This is a genomic window from Sorangium sp. So ce406 (assembly GCF_051474675.1).
Taxonomy (GTDB): domain Bacteria; phylum Myxococcota_A; class Polyangia; order Polyangiales; family Polyangiaceae; genus Sorangium; species Sorangium cellulosum_G.
Map to the genome: position 1 here is coordinate 9,415,944 of NZ_CP150340.1, position 20,694 is coordinate 9,436,637.

General features: G+C 71.6%; 17 protein-coding genes. 11 read left to right on the forward strand and 6 right to left on the reverse strand.

Annotation, left to right across the window (positions count from 1 at the left end):
• Positions 1-4 precede the first annotated feature (4 nt).
• On the reverse strand, positions 5-448 hold the full coding sequence (locus WME96_RS35275; RefSeq protein WP_437285976.1) for a hypothetical protein: 444 nt from the start codon (positions 446-448) through the stop codon (positions 5-7).
• A gap of 10 nt (positions 449-458) precedes the next feature.
• The gene (locus WME96_RS35280; RefSeq protein ID WP_437285977.1) at positions 459-782 is read right to left on the reverse strand and encodes a carboxymuconolactone decarboxylase family protein; all 324 of its coding nucleotides are present in this window, start codon (positions 780-782) and stop codon (positions 459-461) included.
• A 260-nt stretch (positions 783-1,042) separates the two neighbouring features.
• Here WME96_RS35280 and WME96_RS35285 point away from each other — a divergent pair, with 260 nt between their 5' ends.
• The 4 genes from WME96_RS35285 to WME96_RS35300 all read left to right on the forward strand — a co-directional run bounded on the left by WME96_RS35285 (position 1,043) and on the right by WME96_RS35300 (position 4,982).
• Positions 1,043-2,035, forward strand: coding sequence for a phosphotransferase family protein (locus tag WME96_RS35285; protein ID WP_437285978.1), 993 nt, complete (start codon positions 1,043-1,045; stop codon positions 2,033-2,035).
• A gap of 222 nt (positions 2,036-2,257) precedes the next feature.
• Entirely contained in the window at positions 2,258-3,067 is an 810-nt protein-coding gene (locus WME96_RS35290; protein ID WP_437285979.1) for a Uma2 family endonuclease, read from the forward strand.
• 236 nt (positions 3,068-3,303) lie between these two features.
• Positions 3,304-4,446 (forward strand): formylglycine-generating enzyme family protein, encoded by a 1,143-nt coding sequence (locus WME96_RS35295; protein ID WP_437285980.1) that lies wholly within the window; start codon positions 3,304-3,306, stop codon positions 4,444-4,446.
• A 212-nt stretch (positions 4,447-4,658) separates the two neighbouring features.
• Positions 4,659-4,982, forward strand: a complete 324-nt coding sequence (locus tag WME96_RS35300; protein WP_437285981.1) for a hypothetical protein — start codon at positions 4,659-4,661, stop codon at positions 4,980-4,982.
• A 430-nt stretch (positions 4,983-5,412) separates the two neighbouring features.
• On the opposite strand, the gene WME96_RS35305 is transcribed toward WME96_RS35300, so the two are convergent.
• A complete protein-coding gene (locus tag WME96_RS35305) occupies positions 5,413-8,325 on the reverse strand; it encodes a glycosyltransferase (protein WP_437285982.1) in 2,913 nt (970 codons plus the stop codon).
• A 20-nt stretch (positions 8,326-8,345) separates the two neighbouring features.
• Positions 8,346-9,827 (reverse strand): formylglycine-generating enzyme family protein, encoded by a 1,482-nt coding sequence (locus WME96_RS35310; protein WP_437285983.1) that lies wholly within the window; start codon positions 9,825-9,827, stop codon positions 8,346-8,348.
• Positions 9,828-10,322: 495 nt separating this feature from the next.
• Here WME96_RS35310 and WME96_RS35315 point away from each other — a divergent pair, with 495 nt between their 5' ends.
• Together WME96_RS35315 and WME96_RS35320 are read left to right on the forward strand one after the other, a co-directional pair.
• Positions 10,323-10,694, forward strand: a complete 372-nt coding sequence (locus WME96_RS35315; RefSeq protein ID WP_437285984.1) for a cytochrome P450 — start codon at positions 10,323-10,325, stop codon at positions 10,692-10,694.
• 155 nt (positions 10,695-10,849) lie between these two features.
• Complete coding sequence (locus WME96_RS35320; RefSeq protein ID WP_437285985.1) at positions 10,850-12,109, forward strand: hypothetical protein; 1,260 nt, start codon at positions 10,850-10,852, stop codon at positions 12,107-12,109.
• Positions 12,110-12,261: 152 nt separating this feature from the next.
• On the opposite strand, the gene WME96_RS35325 is transcribed toward WME96_RS35320, so the two are convergent.
• Positions 12,262-13,062 (reverse strand): tetratricopeptide repeat protein, encoded by an 801-nt coding sequence (locus tag WME96_RS35325; protein WP_437285986.1) that lies wholly within the window; start codon positions 13,060-13,062, stop codon positions 12,262-12,264.
• 279 nt (positions 13,063-13,341) lie between these two features.
• Here WME96_RS35325 and WME96_RS35330 point away from each other — a divergent pair, with 279 nt between their 5' ends.
• The 5 genes from WME96_RS35330 (at position 13,342) to WME96_RS35350 (ending at position 19,761) form a co-directional block, all read left to right on the forward strand.
• Positions 13,342-14,661, forward strand: coding sequence for an STAS domain-containing protein (locus tag WME96_RS35330; protein ID WP_437285987.1), 1,320 nt, complete (start codon positions 13,342-13,344; stop codon positions 14,659-14,661).
• A gap of 240 nt (positions 14,662-14,901) precedes the next feature.
• Positions 14,902-16,407: a lamin tail domain-containing protein gene (locus tag WME96_RS35335; protein ID WP_437285988.1), complete on the forward strand. Its 1,506-nt coding sequence runs from the start codon at positions 14,902-14,904 to the stop codon at positions 16,405-16,407.
• A gap of 583 nt (positions 16,408-16,990) precedes the next feature.
• Positions 16,991-17,563: a hypothetical protein gene (locus WME96_RS35340; protein WP_437285989.1), complete on the forward strand. Its 573-nt coding sequence runs from the start codon at positions 16,991-16,993 to the stop codon at positions 17,561-17,563.
• A 512-nt stretch (positions 17,564-18,075) separates the two neighbouring features.
• Entirely contained in the window at positions 18,076-18,816 is a 741-nt protein-coding gene (locus WME96_RS35345; protein WP_437285990.1) for an iron-containing redox enzyme family protein, read from the forward strand.
• 12 nt (positions 18,817-18,828) lie between these two features.
• On the forward strand, positions 18,829-19,761 hold the full coding sequence (locus WME96_RS35350) for a DMT family transporter (protein ID WP_437285991.1): 933 nt from the start codon (positions 18,829-18,831) through the stop codon (positions 19,759-19,761).
• On the opposite strand, the gene pssA is transcribed toward WME96_RS35350, so the two are convergent.
• Positions 19,643-20,680 carry a CDP-diacylglycerol--serine O-phosphatidyltransferase gene (gene pssA / locus WME96_RS35355; RefSeq protein WP_437285992.1) on the reverse strand — a complete coding sequence of 346 codons (1,038 nt, stop codon included), beginning with the start codon at positions 20,678-20,680 and terminating at the stop codon, positions 19,643-19,645. The two genes, WME96_RS35350 and pssA, sit on opposite strands and share 119 nt — an antisense overlap.
• Positions 20,681-20,694: the final 14 nt, after the last annotated feature.

Sequence of the window (20,694 nt, forward strand, 5' to 3'; positions counted from 1 at the left end):
CCGCTCAGTCCCGGATATAGACGCTGAGCCCCTCGAAGCTCGCCGAGTTGTCCCTGTCCGCGAGCCTCGCCACGACCCGGATCGCGTCGCTCCCGCCGGCGGGGACCGTCATCGAGCAGCTGCTGTTCATGTGCGTCGCGCTCGACCCGCACCCGGCGCCGCCTTCCAGCTCGAACCCGTCGCACGCCATCGCGCCGACCGGCGCGCCTCCGCGGAGCAGCGTCACCTCGATCCGCACGTGGTTTCCGCCGCTGTGCTCGTAGCGCTCGGCGTGCACGGGGAACTGGAGCTCCTTTCCCGCCGGGAAGGAGATCGCCTTCTCGACGGGGACGTCGAGCCCCGGCAGATCGACCTGGCCCGCCGTCGGGCCCAGGCAGCTCAGGAGCGCGCCGACCCCGAGCGCCGCCACGACGGCGCGCGTCCGGCCGCGGTTCGCGGCGTTCCTCACGAGCCCCGCCTCACCCGCCGGGCTCCTCGAGGACGTCCCGCACCCAGGAGTAGACGGCGACGGCGCCGGGCAGGCCGAGCGTCGCCGCCGAGAGGGCGACGACCTGCTCGATCTCCTCGGCCGCTATCCCCATGGCCAGGGCCTTGCGCACGCTCGAGTGCACGGCCCCCTCGCGCATCGCGCCGCACGCGAGCGCGAGCTTCAGCAGGCGCACCGTCTTCTCGGGGAGCGGCCCCTCCGCGCCGGCCTCGCCGAGGAGCGCCCAGGCCTCGCCGAGCTTGGGGAAGCGGCGGATGAACTCCTTGTGGGTTTCCGGGGGGTCCGGCATCTGCATGGTGGAACGCTCCTCTCGGGAGAACGGGGTGGTGTCGGGGAACGGTGTCTCCCGCGAAGGAGTATCCGACGCCTCGGGTCCGTCCACCAGATCTCCCCTCTTCCGCGGCCATCGCCGGTCGAGAGCGCCACCCCTGAAGGCGAGTCGCCCCCATCGCGCGCGCTGAAGGCCTGCGGCCTCCGCCCCTGCTCGCCAGCGCCGCGCGGGTCGACGCTGCGATGGCGGCCCCGGCGCGCGCGCGTTACGGTCTCCGCCGACCCATGCCCTCCGATCCCAGCGCGCCCGCCGACGATCCCTCCCTGTTCCCGTCGTTCGACAGCCCCGCCGGATTCGACCGGATCCGCGCCGACCTGGAGGCCTTTCGCCCGGCGATCCTCGCGGTGTGCCAGCGCCACGGCCTGGCGACGGGCGGGCTCTCCGCGTTCGCGCACGGGACGAACGTGGTCGTCTCGAACGACGCGGGGCAGATCATCAAGCTGTTTCCGCCCTTCCTGCGGCACCAGTTCGAGGCCGAGCGCCTCTCGCTCGCGCGGTTCCATGGCAAGGTCCCCGCGACGACGCCGGAGCTCCTCCACGAATCGGAGCTCGACGGGTGGCCCTATCTCGTGATGTCGCGCCTGCCCGGGCGCCCCCTGGAAGAGGTCTGGCCCGCGCTGGGCGACGCGGAGCGGGTCGAGGCGCTGGCGCGCATCGGCGAGATCATGAGGGCCGCCCACGCGCTGCCGACCGATGGACTGGAGGGCATCGACCTCCGCTGGGATGCGTTCGTGGAGCGCCAGATCGCCGGATGCGAGGGCCGCCACCGGCGGATGGGTTTGCCCGGACATCTCGTCTCGCAGATCCCGTCGTACCTCGAGACCGCGCGCGGTCTCTTGCCTGGATCCGTGGTCCCGGTCCTCTTGACCGGGGAGTACACGCCGGAGAACCTCCTCGTGACCCGGACGGGCGAGAGGTGGAGCGTCACCGGCATGATCGACTTCGCGGACGCGTGCCTCGGGCCGCGCGAGTACGACCTGCTGGGCCCGTGCCTCTTCCTCGCCGCGGGCAGCGCGGACCTCCAGCGCGCCTTTCTGTCCTCCTACGGATACCCGATCACGGACCTCACCCCGGCGCTGAGCCGCAAGCTGATGGCGCTCTCGCTCCTGCACCGGTACAGCAACCTCCGGTTCCAGCTCAGGATGGATGGCTGGGAGTCCCAGGTCTCGTCCCTCGCCGAGCTGGAGCAGAGGATCTGGCCGTTCTCGGCCTGCTGATCTCCGCACGAAGCAGCTGGCTCTCCGTATGCGCGAGCAGCTCAAGCGCGAACGACGCTGGCCCTGACCATGTAAGCGCTTGGCCGCAGTGTGACGTCCGTCCACGCAAGCGGACAGCCAGACGTCTGGCCACGCACAGCCAGACGTCTGGCCACGCCAGCTCTCACACGTCTCCTGATGGACGCCGGGCCCTGCCCGGAATAGATCCACATGAGATATTCGATGACCGCGCCTCCCCGCCACCCCGTGACCGCCGACCAGCTTCGCCCGGGAGATCCCTACGAGCTGTCCGAGGGCCGCCTGGTCGAATGCCTGCCCAGCGGCCGCCGCGGCGGCCGCCGCAACGGCACCGGCTTCGGCGTGCTCGACACCGATCCGCTCGCCGAGGCCGCCGCTGTCGATCTCGGCGTCTCGCCGCAGCCGGAGATGCTGCGCGCGCCCGACATCGCCGTCGGCCCCATCCCGGACGAGCCCGGCTGGGCCACCGAAGCGCCGCCGCTCGCCGTCGAGTACGCCGACACCGGCCAGGACGAGGCCGAGCTGCACAGCAAGATTGACGAGCTGCTCGCGGCCGGTACGCGCTGGATCTGGGTGGTGCGCCTTCAGGGCGAGCGGCGCGTCGAGGTCTATGAGGCCTCCACCTCGGCCGCGCAGAAGGCGCCGCAACGCAGGGCGCGAGCGCGCGCAGGCGCGCCGAAGCCCCGGCGCCAGCCGGCGCGCGTGGCCTTGCCGGGCGAGGCGCTGCTCGCGCCGGGGGTGCTGAAGAACCCGGTGCTGGTCGAGGCCCTCTATGACCGAGAGGCCGCGCACGAGGCGACCCTGCGCAACCTGCTCCAGCGCAGGGGATACGAAGACATCGACGCGGTCCGGGAAGAAGGGCACACCCAGGGACTGCGAACCGCGGTGCGGGACCTGTGCGAGGTGCTCGGCATCGCCCTGTCGCCCGAGCGCGACGCGGCCCTCGATGTCATGGCGGAACCGGAGCTCTCCGCCCTGCGCGAGCAGCTCAAGCGCGAACGACGCTGGCCTTGATCACGGAAGCACGTGGCCGCCGTGGCATCGCAGCGAGCCACGCATACAGGTCTCGATGAAGCGACCGGTGCTCCCCTGCCCCTGGCTCAGAGCGCACGTCGCGAGGCGCGTCTTTCGGGGCGCAAGTGGCACCGACAGCTCGTACCCCATCGAGGCAAAGGAGGCTCATGTGGAGTCCGACGCCGCGTCCGCGGCGCGCCTTGACGCGCCGTTCGCGTCGCAAGATGCTCCGCGTCATGAGCGGCAAGGGACGGTCTGCGATGGTGTGGCTCTGGGCCGCGATTGCGGCTTCCTGCGGAGGCTGCGCGCAGATCCTCGGCGCGGACTGGTCCAGCTATGCGCACGGCGAGGGAGCCGGCGGCGCAGGCGGCCCGGAGTGCTCTGCCGACGAGGTGACGTGCTCGCAGAACAGACCGCAGCGCTGTGTCGACGGCCGGTGGGAGGACGCGCCGCCGTGTCCCGCGGCAGCCCCCGTGTGCGATGAAGGGAAGTGCACCACGCCCCCGAGCTGCGCCGGGCTGGCCGCGACGTGCGGCCCGACGGGCAAGGAGAGCTGCTGCGCGATCAGGGCGGTGCCCGGCGGGAGCTTCCTGCGTCAGACCGACGACGGCATGGACCATCCGGCGACGGTCAGCGCGTTCTTGCTGGACCGGTTCGAGGTGACGTTCGGGCGGTTCCGCAAGTTCGTGGAGGCGTATCCGGGGAGCCTGCCCGCGGTGGGCGCGGGAGCGCACCCCGGGGTCCCTGGGAGCGGGTGGGGGGAGACATGGAGCATCGAAGACGCCGAGCTACCCGAGGACGCGGCCGATCTGAACAGCCATCTGCATTGCGATCCGGACTTCGATCTGTGGACGGATGAGGCTGGCGACGATGAGCAGCTGCCGATGCTCTGCGTGAGCTGGTACCTGGCCTCCGCGTTCTGCGCGTGGGACGGGGGCCGACTGCCGACGGAGGCGGAGTGGTACTTCGCGGCGGCAGGTGGAGACGAGCAGCGGACGTTTCCCTGGTCGGATCCGGCAGACTCGACCGTGATCGATGACCGCCATGCGGTGTATGACTGCACAGGGGGCGGGGCTCAGGACGACTCATGCACGATGAGCGACATCCAACCTGTCGGGTCGCGGTCCCAGCAGGGAGATGGGAAGTGGGGGCATGCAGACCTGGCCGGGAGCATGTGGGAGTGGGCGCTGGACTGGGCCGGGGACTACCCCGAGCCTTGCGAGGATTGTGCGACCATGGAGGATGGTGGAAGCGGCCGGGTGATCCGGGGCGGGACCTGGTACAGCGATGATTCGTACCTGCGCACGTCCCACCGCAACGCCTACCCTCCATCGGTCCGCTACAGCCACGTCGGGGTCCGGTGCGCGAGGACACCCTAGCCACGAGCCGATGCAGCGAGGCTGGACTGCGCTGTTGAAGCAGATCTCGCCGCGGAGCACGTCCCCACGCCCGGCGGCTCGACGACCCGCTGAGGGCGCGCCCGGCAGCTCGATTCACCCGCCATCCCTCGCGCGGGCGCCGTCGAGGTTGCTAAACCAGGGGGGGGCAGCGAGTCCGCTGCCCAGCGGCGCAATCTGGCATGCGAGGCACCATGAGCAGGTACGACGAGATCGTAGCAGCGTTCGAGGACACGACAGACGACGACATCTCCGAAACACTGCACCTGTACAGGCGCGACGCAGAGAAAGAGCTACGTCGGTTCGTCGCTGGATTCATCGAGTACCTGGGGTGCGAGTCATGGCATTTTGCCAACCCCGAAGACCAGGACGCAAAAAAAGCAGAGAGCCCGTCAATTACGCCCAACGGCACGAGAGCCTACCAGGAGGCGGCCACCACTACTGCTTTCTGGTGTTCGATTCACCTCGGTACCACTGCCACCGCATTGCTGCCATACCCGTGGGGCACGCGGTCGTGATCGAGGCGTTCGATAGAATGCTCGCGCTGGACTCATCCTGCATATCTCACCAGGAGGCGTACGAGAGCGCGTCTCGTGCGCTGAAGAGAGTTGGCCGCTGGGCAGCGCGGACGCGCCAGACAGATAAATAGAACACATCGGACAGAGAACTGCGAGCCACCACCTCTGCCGGCAGCACCACCGGTACAGTCCGCTCCTCCGCCTTCTCCCGAGCCGCCGCGTGGCCCTGTCCAGTTGTCGCTGTTCGATCTCCCGAGGGGTCGTGCGTGCTGCACTCAGCCTCCGCAGGGTGCTGTACGTCGAGCGCGAGCGCTGCACTTCAGCCCAGAGTGCAGCACCACCCGAGATCTGGCCGCGCACAGCCAGACGTCTGGCCACGCACAGCCAGACGTCTGGCCACGCACAGCCAGACGTCTGGCCACGCCCGCTCTCACCCCGCTCCCCGCCCCCGCCCGCCCAGGCAAACGCTCACGTAATCACCAACCATCCTCTCCAGCGAGAACCGCTCCCGCGCGCGCTCCCACCCCGCCGCCCCCATGCGCACCCGCCGCGCCGGGTCTCCCGCCAGCTCCACAAGCGCCCCCGCGAACGCCTCGGCGTCGCCCGGCGGCACCAGCCGCCCGGTCACGCCGTCGTCCACCTGCTCGGACATGCCGCCGACCGCGGTGGCCACCACCGGCAGCCCCTCGGTCATCGCCTCGAGCGACGCGTTCGGGCACCCCGCGGGCTCGGCGATCAGCGCGAACACGTCGAGCTCGCGCAGGAAGCCGCGCGCGTCGTCGAGCTCGCCGACCCACTCGACCGAGAGCCCCGCCGCCATCCGTCGCAGCTCCTCGGCGTGCGCCTCCGCGCCGCGCTCGACCCCGCCCGCGATGCGCAGCACATGCGGCGGCAGCCGCGGCGCCGAGAGGCGCAGCGCCGCGAGGAGCTCGTCGAGCTTCTTGTGCGGGTGGATCCGCGCCGCCGTCCCGATCACGAGCCGCGCGCGCTCGCCGCCGGACGCGCGCGGGTCCGGCGCCGCCGGCGGGCGCGACGGGCGCGGCGGGCGCGGACCCAGCGCCACGCCGTTCGGCACCACGTGGGCCGGCGCCCCGAGCACCTCGGCGGCGAGCGCCGCCTCGGCCTCGTACTTCACGATCACCCCGGCCAGGCGCGCGCCGTAGTCGCGCGGCGTCCGGTACGGCAACCCGCGGCGCGGCGACGCGAAATACCGGCGCAGCGAGGCGAAGTACATCTCGCCAGGGCTGATGTCGAAGAGCGGCACGTCGAGCAGCCCGTCGGAGAGGAGCACCTTGTGCTCGGCGATCACGTTCCACATCAGCACCGCCTCGGGCGGGTCCTCCTCGATCGCGCGCAGCAGGCGCTCCACCGCCTCGGCCGGCTCGATGTCGGCCGGCGGCGGCACCGTCAGCACCGGGATGCCGGCCGCCACGAGCGCCCGCCGCCCCGGCGTCGGGTACTCCGGCTGCTCCTCGATCACGGCCGCCCGGCCGCGCACGCCCGCCGCCCCGAGGCCGAGCAGCAGCCGGCGCGCGCTCGACTGCGCCCCGCCGGTCGAGAAGTTGTTCGTCACGAGGAGCAGCCCGTCCCCCCGGCGCGGGCCGCGGTTCCGCGCGATCGCCCGCGGGTAGAGCCGCGCATAGCCCTCGGCCATCCGCGCCGCGCTGAAGTGCCGCGCCACCACCTCCCGGCCGCCCGCAGGCGCCGGGCGACCGCGCGCCGCCGACGCGATCGCCTCGGCGAACCGCTCGGGCGCGGCGTCGAGCGGCAGGTGGACCAGCGCCGGGGTCTCCGCGGCGATCTCCGCCGTGCCGCCGGCGCCGGTCGCGACGACCGGGAGGCCGGCCGCGAGCGCCTCCAGGTGCGCGAGGCTCAGCCCCTCGTGGGCGCTCGGCGACACGAGCACGTCGGCCGCCGCGAGCAGGCCCGCGACGTCGGCGACCGCCCCCGCGAAGCGCACCTCGGCGCGCAGGCCGAGCCGGTCGACCTCGCGCCGGATCTCCGCCTCCGCGGCGAGCGCCTGCTCGCTGCGCGGCGAGGCGCTCCCGGCGATCACGAGCCGCGCCGCCCGCGGATCGCCGGCCGCCGCGAGCGCCGCCCGCGTCGCCGCGAGGATCGCCGGCAACAGGTGCAGCCGCTTCTGCGGCCGCGGGTTCGCCACGGCGAGCAGGACGAGGTCGTCCGGCGCGATCTCGAGGCGCCGCCGCCACGCGGCCGCCTCCGCCGGCGCGGCCCCGCGCGCCTCCGCCGGCGCGGCCCCGCGCGCCTCCGCCGCTCCTGACGACCGTCGCGCCTCCGCCTTCGCGGCCGCAAGGTCGATCCCGTTCCAGACCGTGCGCGCCGGAACGGGCAGCGCGCACGCCGCGAGCTCCGCCTCGACCGCGCGCGCGCACGCCACGAGCAGCGCCGCGTCGTCCGCGCCGAGGCGGCCGAGCCCCGCCGGCCAGCCCGCGGCCACGTTGTGCACCGTGACCAGCGGCCGGAACCCGCGCGCGGAGAGGCGCGCGAGGTCCTCGGCGTCGAGCAGGTGCGCGTGCGCGAGATCCGCGCCCCACGCCGCGAGCGCGCGGGCGAGCGCGTCGAAGCGCTGCTCGCGATCGCCCGGCACCTCCGACAGGTCGAGCGCCCCCGGCGGCGCGCCGAACGTCGGGCGCGTCGGCCGGTAGACCGCGAGGACGCGCGAGCGCACGCCGCGGCGCGGCAGCCCGGTCGCGAGGTCGATCGCGATCCGCTCGGCGCCGCCCTGCTGCAGGCTGGTCACGACCTGCGCGACCCGCAGCGCCGCGTCGTCGCACACGTCGAGCGGCGCGTGCCGGACCACGCGCGCGCGCCGCCCCGCGAGCTCGCCATGGAGGGCCGCGTCGAGCGCCTCGCCCGCGCGCAGGCGCGCCGCGACGCCCGCGGCGAGCGGCGCGTCGAGGTACACGCTCGCCGCCCGGGGCAGCCCTGGAGCCCGGCGCGCGCGCGCGGCGCGGCTCAGCTCGCCGCCCGTCGCCCGCAGCAGCTCGGCCCACGCCGCGGCCTCGGCGTCCGCGGGGAAGGGCGTGGAGACCGCGCCGACGTCCGGCGGCGTCGTGACCGCGCCGAACGCGCAGAGCGGCAGCCCGGTGTCGCTCGGCGGCGGGAACGGGCCCCACTCGAGCGCCGCGGACGGGGCCGGCCACGCGCCCCCGCGCACGAGCCACACCGGCCCCGCCGCGAACGCCTCCGCCGCGGCCGCCAGCGGCGCCGCCGTGAGGTCGACCGGCGCGAGCCCGGCGAGCCGGAGCGCGCGCAGCGTGCGGCCGGCGCGGGCGCGGTGCGCGGGCGCCTCGGCGAAGACGGCGCAGATCGGAGGGCGCATGCGGGACCGACCGGCGCCGCTCAGTAGGCCGAGGGATAGCCGCGGAACGGCGCGACGACGGCCACGTCCGGCGCGCTCGAGATGCGGTCCCGCGAGCGATGGCCCCCGCCGGCGCGGTGCGGCGCGGCGACAGGCGCCGCGATCCCGCGCCCCACGCCGGGCGCGGCGGCCCACGCGGCCGCGCCGAGCTGCTCCAGCTCGACGGACGAGGGGGAGCCGCCCGTGTAGACGAACTGCCCGCGCGGGCTCGGCTCGATCGGCACCGACGCGCGCCGCATCGCGCCCTTCACGAGGCAGCGGTAGTGGAACGTCGACCCGTGCAGGTGCGGCGGGGCGTTCAGCCAGAAGCCGTCGCCCTGCGGCCGGAACGTCACGCCCGGCGGCGCCCCGGCCACGGGTCTTCCGCGGACCGCGCGGTGCACGATCAGGCCGATGAGACCGATGACGGCGCTCGCCAGGACGAGGCCTCCGCCGGCGAACGCCACGAGGGTCCCTGTCGACGCGGTCGACGCGGTCGACCAGAAACTCGACGGCGCCTTGCGCGTGGCGCCCGCCTGGAGCGGCGCCGGCGCGGGCGCCGCCGCGGCGGGCGCGCTCGCCTCCAGCGCGGCGACCACGCGGAAGCCGTTGTCCGCGTTGCGGCTGCCCGGGTCGTTGCGGTACCGCGCCGCGGCGCGCAGGTGCTTCGCGTCCTTGAGCCACGACCCGCCGCGCAGCACGCGCCGGGGCTTGTCGCCGGCCGGCGGCGCCGTCTGCTCGGGGTCGACCGCGGGGCCGGGCGCATAGGGACCGTACCAGTCGCGACACCACTCGTGGACATTGCCGCTCATGTCGTGCAGGCCAAAGGCGTTCGGCCGCCTCTGCCCGACAGGCCTCGTGCCGCTCCCCGCGTTGCCCTTGAACCACCCGATGAGGGCGGCCGCGTTGTCGTCGTCCCCCGCGTAGAACCGCGTCTGCGTCCCCGCGCGGCCCGCGTACTCCCATTGCGCCTCGGTCGGCAGATCGAAGGCGCGGCCGGTCTTCCGCGTCAGCCAGCGGGCGAACTCGCCCGCGTCCTTGAAGGTCACCAGCGTCACGGGGTGCTGGTCGGTCTGCGGGAAGCCGGGAGTCCTCCAGGTGAACTCCTTGCGCTGCGACAGGCCCTTGCCGTCGAAGCCGAACCCGCCGGAGGCGCCCACCTCGGCCTCGGTGCGGTAGCCGGTCTCCTCGGCGAAGCGCGAGAACTGCCCGACCGTGACCGGAAACTTCCCCAGGTAGAAGCCGCGGCCGAGCGTCACGTCGCGGGGCGCCTCGTCGTCGCCGCGGCCCGCCTCCTGGGGCGGCGAGCCCTGGCGAAAGCGGCCCGCCTTCACCAGCACGAGCTCGAGCTGCGCGCCCCCGAGGTCGACCGCGATGGCGGGCGCCGGATCGGCAGCCTCCGCAGCGGCCGGAGCCAGGAGAACAGCGGCCGTCGCAACGACGAGGGCGGAAGAGCGGCGGCGGATGTGGGCGCGTGGCTGCACCGGCCCAGGCTACCAGAGCGCGCGGCCGGCGGGAGCTCGAAGCGATCGCCGCGAGCTACCTTCTTCGGGGCGCGCAAGGCCACGTTACGATAATCAAAGCATCTTTGCAGTTCTTTACCCGGTACATCGGTCGTTCGAGTCCGGCTCGAAACACGGCATCGCGACGCCGGTTCGCTCGAGTCTTCAGAGAAGCGCGCGGGCTCGATCTACGGCGAACGGACTTACGCATCGTCCGACGAGGCGTTCGACGTCCTGTCGAGAGCGGACGGGTGTCTGGTCTTCCGGCACGAGGACGTCGTTTCCTTGCTGCGCGATGGCCGCTTCACGACCGATCGGGCAGCGTGGGAATTCTCCAGGAACGACGCCCTCCTCTCCCTGGAACAGCAAGTTCGATCGGCTGACCCCGCACAGCCTCTTCTTCGCTCCCCCGGCCGGAGGAGCGCAGGAAGAAACCGCTCGACGGCGACGTACTTACCTTGCTGACCCAGGCCGAGGATGAGCCTGGTCGCGCTGGTCGCCGCGGCGCCTGTGGGAGGCACGGAGGCCACCGTCCACCTCATCTGCTTTGCGATGCACACCCTGCTCCGATCGCCCATGCTGATCAGCGCGCTTCGCGGCGAGGCGGTCTATCCCCGCGCGTCGGCGTTGGATCTGCGGCGGGGCGCCGACGCAGGCATTGCTTTCGGCGTCGGTGACCACTATTGCATCGGGGCGGCGCTGGCTCGCCTGGAGGGGCGGATCGCCATCGAAACGCTCCTCGACCGCTTTCCCGACATGGAGCTCGCGGGACCTGCGTTGTTCACTTCGCACCCCTCGATCCAGAAGATGACGTCACCCCCCGTCCGCCTGCGCCCCCTCACCGGATGAGGCGGCCGCGGACTCGCCGGCGCGGGCCAGCCGGCGTTCACCGATTTTCCTGGGCGGGCGCGACGTCGCCGCCATACCCCGGGAGCCACGCGCGCGCGCTCGAATCACCGGCGCGCGCGCACGATGTGAGATCAACACACAGCAGGGATCGACTGATGCGCACAACCACCTCTTCACTCATCGCCCTCCTCGGCGCCGCCGCGCTCTTCGGCTGTTCTTCCTCGGGCCCCGGCCCTGAGGAGCCGGGGGACTCGCTGCTGGAGCCGCCGGCCCAGGGCACCGGCGTCCAGTACCGGATGGTCTCGACGATCGAGCCGGCGCAGGAGATCGAGCGCTGCCAGCTCTTCGTGGCGCCGCCGGAGGGGCTCAACATCAACCGGGAAGAGGTGCGGTTCTCGGGCGGGAGCCACCACGTCCTCCTGTACGCGACGCCGTACACCGAAATGCCGACCGAGACGATCCGCGGCCAGAAGCTCGACCCGAGCCAGGTCCACGACTGCAACGACGGTCCCCAGGGCGACTGGGCTGTCACCGGCGTGATCGCCGGCGCCCAGTCCTCCGACGGCAAGTCGTTCCTCGGCGGTATGCCGGACGGGGTGGCGCTCAAGGTCAAGCCGGGCACGGTGCTCCTGATGAACACCCACTACCTGAACTCGTCGGCCGAGCCGCTCGAGACCGACGCCCGGATCAACCTCTTCACGATCCCGGATGAGGAGGTGACGACCGAGGCGGGCATGCTCTTCCACTACAACCCGTTCATCAGCGTGCCCGCGCACGGCGAGTCGTCGGCGCGGATGCGGTGCACCACCGAGCACGACATCTCGATCGTGCGGATCCAGTCGCACATGCACCGCCGCGGGGTCGGCTACGCCGCCCACAAGGTCGACGCCGAGGGCAACATGACGGAGCTCTACGCCCACGACCGGTGGGAGGATGTCCCGACGCAGGAGTTCAAGCCGGTCCTCGAGCTCAAGGCGGGCGAGGCGCTGGACTACCGCTGTGATTTCAAGAACACCGAGGCTCGAGACATCGCCCAGGGCCTGACCACCCGGGACGAGATGTGCATGCTGATCGGGCCGTATTTCCCGCGGTCCGAGGCCTACGAGAACTGCGCGAACGAGCAGAACTTCTTCGTCCCGACGTGGTTCGGCTCCGGCAAGTCCACGTGCGCCGAGGCGCTCTCGTGCATGAGCAGCACGCCCCCCGAGGCCGGGGAGGCCGCGCTCTACGGCTGCATCGTGAACAGCTGCGAGAGCGTCGGGCCGCAGCTCTCGGCGGCGATCGGTTGCCAGATCAACGGGGCCTACGGCGCGTGCGACGAGGCCTGCGGCCAGGGTGAAGAGGCGTGCAACACCTGCATCGTCACGGAGTGCGCCGCGGAGATGGAGGCCTGCGAGACCGCGGTCTGCGACTGACCTCCTCCCGATGAGCGGCGCCGCGGGGCGGCTCGCCTCTGCCCCGCGGCTCTCCGCCCCGCCCCCTCCTCCGCCCCGCGCCCCGCGGCTCTCCGCCCCGCGCCCCTGCTCCGCCCCGCTCCGGCCGCGTCAGCGGGCCGCGAGCGCCCGCATCAGAACTCCCCCCGGAGCTCGACTCTCCCGAGGCCCACCCCGGCGCTCCAGACCGCGCCGCGCCGCGCTTGCGGCGCCGCGCCCGCGGCGTCGGGCGCGCCGTCATCGCCCGAGCGCACCACGAGCAGCACGACGCCCGCCGCGGCCGAGGCGGCGCCCACGATGAAGCCCACGGTCGACACGTGGCCCAGCGTTGTCGCGGTGTCGGCGTCGCCCTTCAGCTCGGCGGGGCAGCGCTGGCCCTCGCACTGCGCCTTGATGTCCGACACCTTGGACAGCGACACGATGCCCGTCGCGGCGCCGACGCCGAGCCCCACCGCCCCGAGCCCGAACGCGATGCCCGCGGGCAGGAACGAGCCGCCGCCGGCCTCGACGCGCGGCGCGGGCGCCGGCGCAGGCGCGGGCGGCTTCAGCGCCTCGCGCACGCCGGCGAGCTCGGTCTCGGCGTCCTTCCGCGCCTCGAGGAACGCCGGCGGCGGGTCCTCCGGGAGCCGCTCGTCGAGTACCTGCTCGTACAGGGCGCGCGCGCCCTCCAGGTTCCCGAGCTTGCGCTGGCACCGCGCCATGTAGAGCACGAGCGTCGGCGCGTGGTAGAGCCGGTCCGCCTCCTGGAAGGCGTCGAACGCCTCCTGCCAGCGGTCCGCGCCGTAGAGCTTGAGCCCCTCATGCGCCCTGGTCCGGGCGAGCTGCTGCGCGTCGGCCGAGGCGCCCGCGGGCGGCGGCTCCGCCGCGAGCGCCGGCGCCGCGGCCAGCAACGTCACCACGAGCGCGCACCGGCGAAGACAGTTCGAGAGCATCATCATCCTTCTCATCGGCGAGGGTCGACACACGGGTCGACCCGCTGTGTCGACACATTACGGCGAACCGCGCGCCACCGTCCAGCGGCGCCACGGGCGCCCGCGGCGTCGGCCGCATCGGCGCGCGGGGCGCGGAGCGCGGGGCGCGAGCGGACCTCCGCCAAGATCGTCTCACGGAAACGGATTGGATACATTGCACATGGTACTTGCTCCGTCATGACCGGTCTCCTCAAACGCTCCGAGGAAGCAGCGACGAGAGCTCGATTGAGGCTCGACAATGTCTTGACCGATGACCGGTCGCTCGTGGAGCTCCTCCGGATCGTCACTGTCGACGTGCACGAGGCGGCCAGCGTCGAGGAGGCGCTGCATCGCACCATCGCGCACATCTGCGGCCACCTCGGCTGGCCCGTCGGGCACGCGTACGTGCCGGCCGCGGACGACCCCTCTCTGCTCCTGCCCACGGCGCTCTGGTACATCCACGATGAGGTGAAGTTCGCGACCTTCAAGGCGGTCACGGAGGCGACGCAGTTCACCTCCGGGGTCGGGCTGCCGGGGCGGGTGCTCGCCAGCAAGCAGCCGGCGTGGGTCCGGAACGTCACGGACGACGCCAATTTCCCGCGCGCCAGGCTCGCGAAGAACCTGGGGGTCAAGGCGGGGTTCGCGTTCCCGGTGATGGTGGGCGCCGACGTGGTGGCCGTGCTGGAGTTCTTCTCCGACGCCGAGCACGGGGATGACGGGACGTTCACCAGGACGATCGGCCGGATCGCGCGGCAGCTCGGCCGGCTGTTCGAGCGCAAGCACGCGCAGGAGATGCTGAGCCGGGAGCGGGACTTCCTGGCGGGCGTCATGGACCTCGTGGACGGCCTCATCGTGGTGCTCGACGCGCGCGGGCGCATCGTGCGGACGAACAGCGCCGCCGAGCGGGCGCTGGGCGCCGGGCGCGGGCTGCTGGAGCCGCGGTTCCTCTGGGATCTCACGCCCGATCCGGCGGCGTCGGCGCAGCTCAGGGGCCTCTTCGAGGAGCTCGGCGCGGGCGCGTCGAAGAAGCAGGTGGAGGTCCCGTGGACGGCGCGGGACGGCGACCGCCGGGTGACGGCCTGGTCCGGCGCCGTGCTGCGCGGCAAGGACGAGGGGGCCCGGTTCATCATCATGACCGGCATCGACATGACCGAGCGAAGGCGCGCCGAGGAGGAGCGCGCGCGGCTTCGAGAGGAGGTGATCCAGGCCCAGGACGCGGCGCTGGCGAGGCTCTCCATGCCGCTCATCCCGCTCAGCGACGACGTGGTGGTCTTGCCGCTCATCGGCCCGCTCGACGCGCGGCGCGCGCGCCGCGTGATCGAGGTCCTGTCGCGCGGCATCGCGGAGCGCCGCACGCGGACCGCCATCCTCGACCTGACCGGCGTGGGCGACCTCGATCCGGGGGCGGTGGACGCCCTGCTCGAGGTGGTGCGGGTCGCGGGCCTGCTCGGCGCGCGGGTGGTCCTGACGGGGATCCGCCCCGAGGTCGCGGGCCGCCTCGCCGCGAGCGGCGCCGAGATCGGCCGGCTCACGGTGAAGAGCTCCCTGCAGAGCGGGATCGCGTTCGCGCTCGGTGGCCGCTGAGCGGCTGAGTCGGGGAGGACGCTGACGCCGGGTCCGTCCAGGGGGACCGAGCCCGGGGCGGCTGTCGCTCGTTCGCAACCGGAACCGCATCATCACTGCATCGAACAGGGGCGATCATGTTCCCGCTGTGTCTCTGTTTCGTGATGTAATCAAAGGATCCCGAGAAAGGTCCGGTGCAACGATATGCGATCGACGTCGTCCATTTCGGAGCGGTGCGCGTGGGTTCGTCTTCCGTTGCTCGTGTCGGCGCTCGCCCTGGCCGCGTGCGCGGCCGAGCCGCTGCACGGGGAGGAGATAGGCCCGGAGGCGGCCGTCCTGGCCGAGGGCAGCGAGGCGCTCTCGACGCGGGTCCGGCTCATGGCCGCGAACCTCACGAGCGGCACGAACCAGAGCTACGATCCCGGGCACGGCAGGCGCATCATGCGGGGGGTCAAGCCCGATATCGTGCTGCTGCAAGAGTTCAACTACGGCGACAACACGGCCTTCGACATTCGTACCTTCGTGGACGACGCGTTCGGCGCGGGGTTCAGCTATTACCGCGAGGGCGGGGCGCAGATCCCGAACGGGATCGTGAGCCGGTGGCCGATCGTCGAGTCCGGCGAGTGGGACGACACGTCGGTGAGCAACCGGGATTTCGCCTGGGCGCGGATCGACATCCCCGGTCCGGTCGACCTCTGGGCGGTCAGCGTCCATTTCCTCACGGCGAGCGCGAGCGCGCGCAACATAGAGGCGAACGCCCTCGTGTCGTTCATCGATTCGACTGTACCTGACGGCGATTATCTGGTCATCGGCGGCGACTTCAACACGGGATCCAGGACCGAGGCGTGCGTCTCGACGTTGAGGGATGTCGTCGTCGCGCAGGAGCCCTACCCCGCGGACGCGGGTGGGAACAAGAACACGAACGCCGGCAGGACCAAGCCGTACGACTGGGTGCTCGTCGACAGCGATCTCGAGCCGCACGAGGTCGCCGTCACGATCGGCGGGAGCAGCTTCGCGAACGGGCTCGTGGTGGACACGCGCGTCTACTCGCCGCTCTCCGAGATCAGCCCTGCGCTCTCGGCGGACAGCGGCGCGTCCAACATGCAGCACATGGGCGTGGTGCGGGACTTCATGATCCCCGACGGGGGCAGCAGCAGCAGCAGCAGCAGCAGCAGCAGCAGCAGCAGCAGCAGCAGCAGCAGCGGCAGCGGCGGCAGCGGCGGCAGCGGCGGCAGCGGCGGCGGCGGCGGTGGCGGTGGCGGCGGCGGCGGCAGCGGCGGGGCCGGGGGTGGCGGCACGGGCACCGCCACGGTGATCATCAACGAGATCCTCGCGAACGAGCCGGGCAGCGACGTGAACGCGGAGTTCGTCGAGATCGTCAATATCGGCACGGGGACAGCCTCGCTCGGAGGGTGGACGCTCTCCGACGCCACGGGGACGCGGCACACCTTCCCAAGCGGCGTGTCGCTCGCGCCCTCCACGGCCATCGTGGTGTACGGCAACGCCTCGGCCGTGCCGATCGGCAGCGGCGCCGTCGGCGCGTCCACGGGAGCGCTGGGCCTCGGCAACAGCGGAGACACGCTCACGCTGCGGAGGGCGTCGGCGGCGACCGTGGATAGCGTGACGTACTCGTCCGCGCTCGCGGGCCAGGACGGCGTGTCGATGAACCGCAAGCTCGATGCTACGGCGGGAGCGACGTTCGTGCTCCACAACACGCTCGGCGGGAGCTCGTCGCCCGGCAAGCGCACGGACGGGCTGCCGTTCTAGCGAGCGTCCGACAGCGACCTTCCTCTACGGGCCGCAAAATTCCGTCTTTGCGAGAGCTCAGCAGCTCATGTGTCATGGGCGGAGTAGCGCTGGCTCAGCGCGAGGGTTTGTCGGAGCTCCTCCGGCACAGCGAGCGGCAGGAGGCCAGCGGGCTGATCTGCGACGCGGGGCGCCTCGCTGCCGCCCTGGTCTCGGTCCTCCGCAGGCAGCGGCGTGACACGCTCGCGGACGGCGTCGACGCCGTGATGAGCACGAGGCGATAAGCGCACGTCCTCAGGATCGGACGCGTGAACGAGCCTTTCGTGATCTCGATGCGGGCGCCAGCATGGATCGCCTCAGCGTGACCTCGCCTGTTGCCGAGACCGAAGCGCGTCGATGGGGCCGCCGCAGCCACCGTCCCCCAGGGCCCCCTCGGCGCCCCGCTCAGGACCACGTGCCATCCCGTATCCACACGGCAGAGCCGCCGTAGCACGAATCATAAAATTCGTGCCACGACACGCCGAGGTGTGCTACATCACGGCCACCGCTCAGATTCCGCCGTTGCGGAACTCGGCCGGCTTGCAATGGCAGAGGAGTTCAGAAGATGACGTTTCGATTCATCGGCGCGCTGTGTGGCGCTCTCGTTCCTGTGGTTCTGCTCGGCTGCGGCAACGACGATCCCGACGACACCCAGGTTGTCGCCGAGGAACCTAACAAGGGCGTTCCCTACCTCGGCGTGGACGGCGAGTACACCTCGGATCCGCTGGCTGTAGAGTGCCCGGACGACCCGCGCAATCCAGGACGAGTCGTCTTCAAGCAGATGAAAGAGTTCTCGTTCTACAGCGATCGAGAAGGCACAACGCCGCTCGCCGAGGGGTGCGAATACACCTACGAGGGCTTCGCTCCGGATCCCCACTACTTCCCGGAGACCCCGGAATCCGTGTGGCTTCAGTTCTCGCTCGCCTCCGGCGGCGAGGGTTGCGAGGCCTTCCATCATGTGATCATGCGCCCGCCGCACGGCGACAGCGCTGTCAAGCACATGCACCTGCGCTACGGGGACGCCAAGACCAGCTTCGCTGGACTGCTCGGCATGAGCGACGGCGACGAAGACGATGCGGACAAGTGCAACCCCTGGTGGAGCGTGTATTGCTCAGCGGGGAGCGAGGGTTGCGACTGAGAGAGACGAGCGCTGCCCAGGACGGAACGCCGCTTTCGGCACAGAGGATCTGCTTCACGCGAGAGGCAGATTTGTTAAGATTCATCAATTCAATCGACGTCGCGTTGACAGACGTGAAATCGTTGGCTTCAACTTGCGACGCGGCGGCTCCGCTACGAGAGAGGAGTTTACGAAGCACGCCGGCACGCGGCCCATGCTCGAGCTCGCCGCCATGGGATCGCGCCTCGGCGAATGTCGCCCATCGAGCGCGAGCGTGACGGCGCGCATCGACCATTTATTTCATCGAGCTGCCATGCCTCGCTCGACGCGCTGCTGCCGCGATCTCGACGGTCGAGGCCTGCCTTGACAGACAGAATAAGCACCATTACGAAATCGACTTCGAGCTGACGGCGCCCACGTATCGCCGCCTTCAACGTTAGAAGTAAACCAAGCGGCCCTCTCTTCTTGGCCTCGGCCATCTGGTCCATGGCGTGGTGGGGGCGGCCGCCGGCCATCCCTTAGAGGAACGCACCATGCCTAACGTGAAAGAAGCTATCTCCAGGCTATCAGAGAGCGTGTTCGAGCACGAGGCGCTCAGGAACGACTTCTACAGCGCCTGGATGTCGACAGCGCTCGACCTCGATCGCGTGGAGATCTTTGCGCGCAACTACATGGTTCGCACGACCAACACGAGCACCATGGTGGCGCTCTCGTTCCTGGGCACCCGCGATCTGGCTGCGCGGGTCGAGATCGTGAAGAACCTGCACTCCGAGTTCGGCTACGGCAATCCACAGAAGGCGCACCTCGTCCTCCTGGAGAAGTTCTTGACGCAGCTCCTCTCGCGCCTCGCCGGCCGCCCCTACCAGCTCGCCGAGCTGGAGCGGCTGCCGATCCTGCCGACGACGTCGCGGTTCGTCGCGGAGCAGCGACGGCTTTACACCGATCCCAGCGAGCGCATCGTCCTCGGCACCCTGCTCGCTCAGGAATGGCTCGCCTACTCGATGCTGACCCGGCTCTACGAGGGGGCCCGCAACTACCGCCACCTGTTCCGCACGCTGGATGAGTTCCACGAGAATTGCGAATATTTCTACGTGCACATCGGCGAGGCGGAGAAGGACCACAAGGAGCAGGCCGTGGTCTCGGCCAACCAGGTCTGCCGGAGCGACGCCGATCTCGCCGAGCTGAAGAGCGGCTTCGATCGCTTCCTGGAGATCACAGCCGACTTCTGGCGCGGCATCCACGAGGAGATGGGCCGGATCCGCGCCGCTGCCTGAAGGCTGCCCAAGATGGAGCGCAGGACAGCGGCAGCCGTGGCGGTGACGATCTTTTGCTGGGCATCGTCGCCCACCGGCATCCGCCTCGGGCTCCTCGGCTACACGCCCGGCCACGTCGCATTGATGCGGTTCATCATCGCCTCGTGCGTGATGTGCATCGTTGCGGCGTGGGCCGGCATCCGGGCCCCCAGGCCGGGCGACGTGCCGCGCCTCGCGGCGCTCGGGGTGTTCGGGGTCGCGCTCCATCACGTCGCGTTGAACTTCGGCCAGCGCGGGATCAGCGCCGGGGCCTCGAGCCTGCTCGCGCAATCCACCCCCCTCTTCACGGCAGTACTCTCCCGGTTCCTGCTCGGGGAGCGCCTCGGCAAGACCGGCTGGGCGGGCCTCGTCCTGGGGTTCGCAGGGGTCGCGAGCATCGTGCTCGGGAGGAGCCCTGGGACCGGCGTCCAGCCGGCGGGGCTGCTCGTGGTGGTGGCGGCGCTCTCCTGGAGCATCTACTTCGTCCTGCAAAAGCCGCTCCTTCAGCGGTACAGCCCGCTGGAGCTCACCTGTTATACGGTCTGGGGCGGCACCGCGCTGCTGGCCGGCTTCTCGCGCGGGCTCTGGGCCGAGGTCCTGCGCGCGCCCCTCGCGGCGACGGTCGGTGTGGCCTACCTCGGCGCCTTCCCGAGCGCCGTCGCGTACCTGGCCTGGTCGTACGCGCTCGCGAGGCTCCCTGTCGGTCGGACCACGAGCCTTCTTTACCTGGTCCCGCCGACGGCCATCGCCATCGCCTGGGTCGTGCTGGGAGAGCCGCCGGGCGCCACGGTCGTGGCGGGAGGAGCGGTCATCCTCCTCGGGATCGGCCTCGTCCAAGCGGGCGCGCGGCTCCGGTGGAACGTGGGGTTCCGGCGCTCCGTCCACCACCGTGGTGGACTCGACGCGCATCGCGATCCGGCCCCATGAGGTCACGCCCATGTCGAGATCGTCCCGCGGCCTCCCCCGGAGCGCCGCGGCGCCTCGCCGGAAGGCGCCAGAGCGACTCAACAACGCCGAACAGGACATAGCCGCCGATCAGCCCCACGACGACGACCCCCGGCGCCCATCGGGCCGAGGCGAGCGCGCTCGATCCCAGGGCGAACGCCAGCACCAGGGCCGTGCGGGGTTCGAGGCGAAGATCCTTGAACGACCTGAACCGGATCGTCGACACCATGAGGAGCGAGACCAGGAGCGTCGCCGCAAACACCGCCGGCGCCGCGCCGGCGCCGCCGAGCTGTCCGCCCGCGGCGCCCTCCGTCATCACGATCGCGACCAGGAGCCCGGCCGCGCCCGTGACCGGGAGACCCACGATGTACTTCGGGGGCGGCGCGGCTCGGCCCGCGTCGCGGGTCGCGAGCACGTTGAAACGGGCGAGCCGGATCGCGCCGCACGCCGTGAACACGAATGCACCCATCACGCCGACGGGACCGAGGCGATGCAGCGAACCCTGGTACACGAGCAAGGCCGGGGCCACGCCGAACGAGACGAGGTCGGCCAGCGAGTCGAGCTGGAGCCCGAACGCGCTCTCGGTCCGGGTCATCCGCGCGACGCGGCCGTCGAGCGTGTCGAAGAGCATCGCGAACAGGATGAGGAGCGCCGCGCGCTCGAAATCCTCGTCCGATCGCGCGGAGGCCGAGCGCCGTACCGCGTCGAAGCCGCAGAAGACAGAGGACAGCGTGATCAGGTTGGGAAGCAGATACAGCACCCGCCTCGACACGAGGGCCGGCCGCCCGCGCGCCGCCTCGACGCGCGGCCCCTCCTGGCGCGCTTCCGGGCCCCGCCCCGACCTCGCAGGGCGCCACGTCTCGACGTCGGTGTCCCACGCCGCTGGATGATGTTCTGACATGGTGGCAATCCCGC

Coding starts and splice junctions, on each gene's coding strand:
- WME96_RS35280 (WP_437285977.1), bottom strand. CDS start 782: ATGCAGATGCCGGACCCCCCGGAAACCCACAAGGAGTTCATCCGCCGC.
- WME96_RS35285 (WP_437285978.1), top strand. CDS start 1,043: ATGCCCTCCGATCCCAGCGCGCCCGCCGACGATCCCTCCCTGTTCCCG.
- WME96_RS35290 (WP_437285979.1), top strand. CDS start 2,258: ATGACCGCGCCTCCCCGCCACCCCGTGACCGCCGACCAGCTTCGCCCG.
- WME96_RS35295 (WP_437285980.1), top strand. CDS start 3,304: ATGAGCGGCAAGGGACGGTCTGCGATGGTGTGGCTCTGGGCCGCGATT.
- WME96_RS35300 (WP_437285981.1), top strand. CDS start 4,659: ATGAGCAGGTACGACGAGATCGTAGCAGCGTTCGAGGACACGACAGAC.
- WME96_RS35305 (WP_437285982.1), bottom strand. CDS start 8,325: ATGCGCCCTCCGATCTGCGCCGTCTTCGCCGAGGCGCCCGCGCACCGC.
- WME96_RS35315 (WP_437285984.1), top strand. CDS start 10,323: ATGAGCCTGGTCGCGCTGGTCGCCGCGGCGCCTGTGGGAGGCACGGAG.
- WME96_RS35320 (WP_437285985.1), top strand. CDS start 10,850: ATGCGCACAACCACCTCTTCACTCATCGCCCTCCTCGGCGCCGCCGCG.
- WME96_RS35325 (WP_437285986.1), bottom strand. CDS start 13,062: ATGATGCTCTCGAACTGTCTTCGCCGGTGCGCGCTCGTGGTGACGTTG.
- WME96_RS35340 (WP_437285989.1), top strand. CDS start 16,991: ATGACGTTTCGATTCATCGGCGCGCTGTGTGGCGCTCTCGTTCCTGTG.
- WME96_RS35345 (WP_437285990.1), top strand. CDS start 18,076: ATGCCTAACGTGAAAGAAGCTATCTCCAGGCTATCAGAGAGCGTGTTC.
- WME96_RS35350 (WP_437285991.1), top strand. CDS start 18,829: ATGGAGCGCAGGACAGCGGCAGCCGTGGCGGTGACGATCTTTTGCTGG.
- pssA (WP_437285992.1), bottom strand. CDS start 20,680: ATGTCAGAACATCATCCAGCGGCGTGGGACACCGACGTCGAGACGTGG.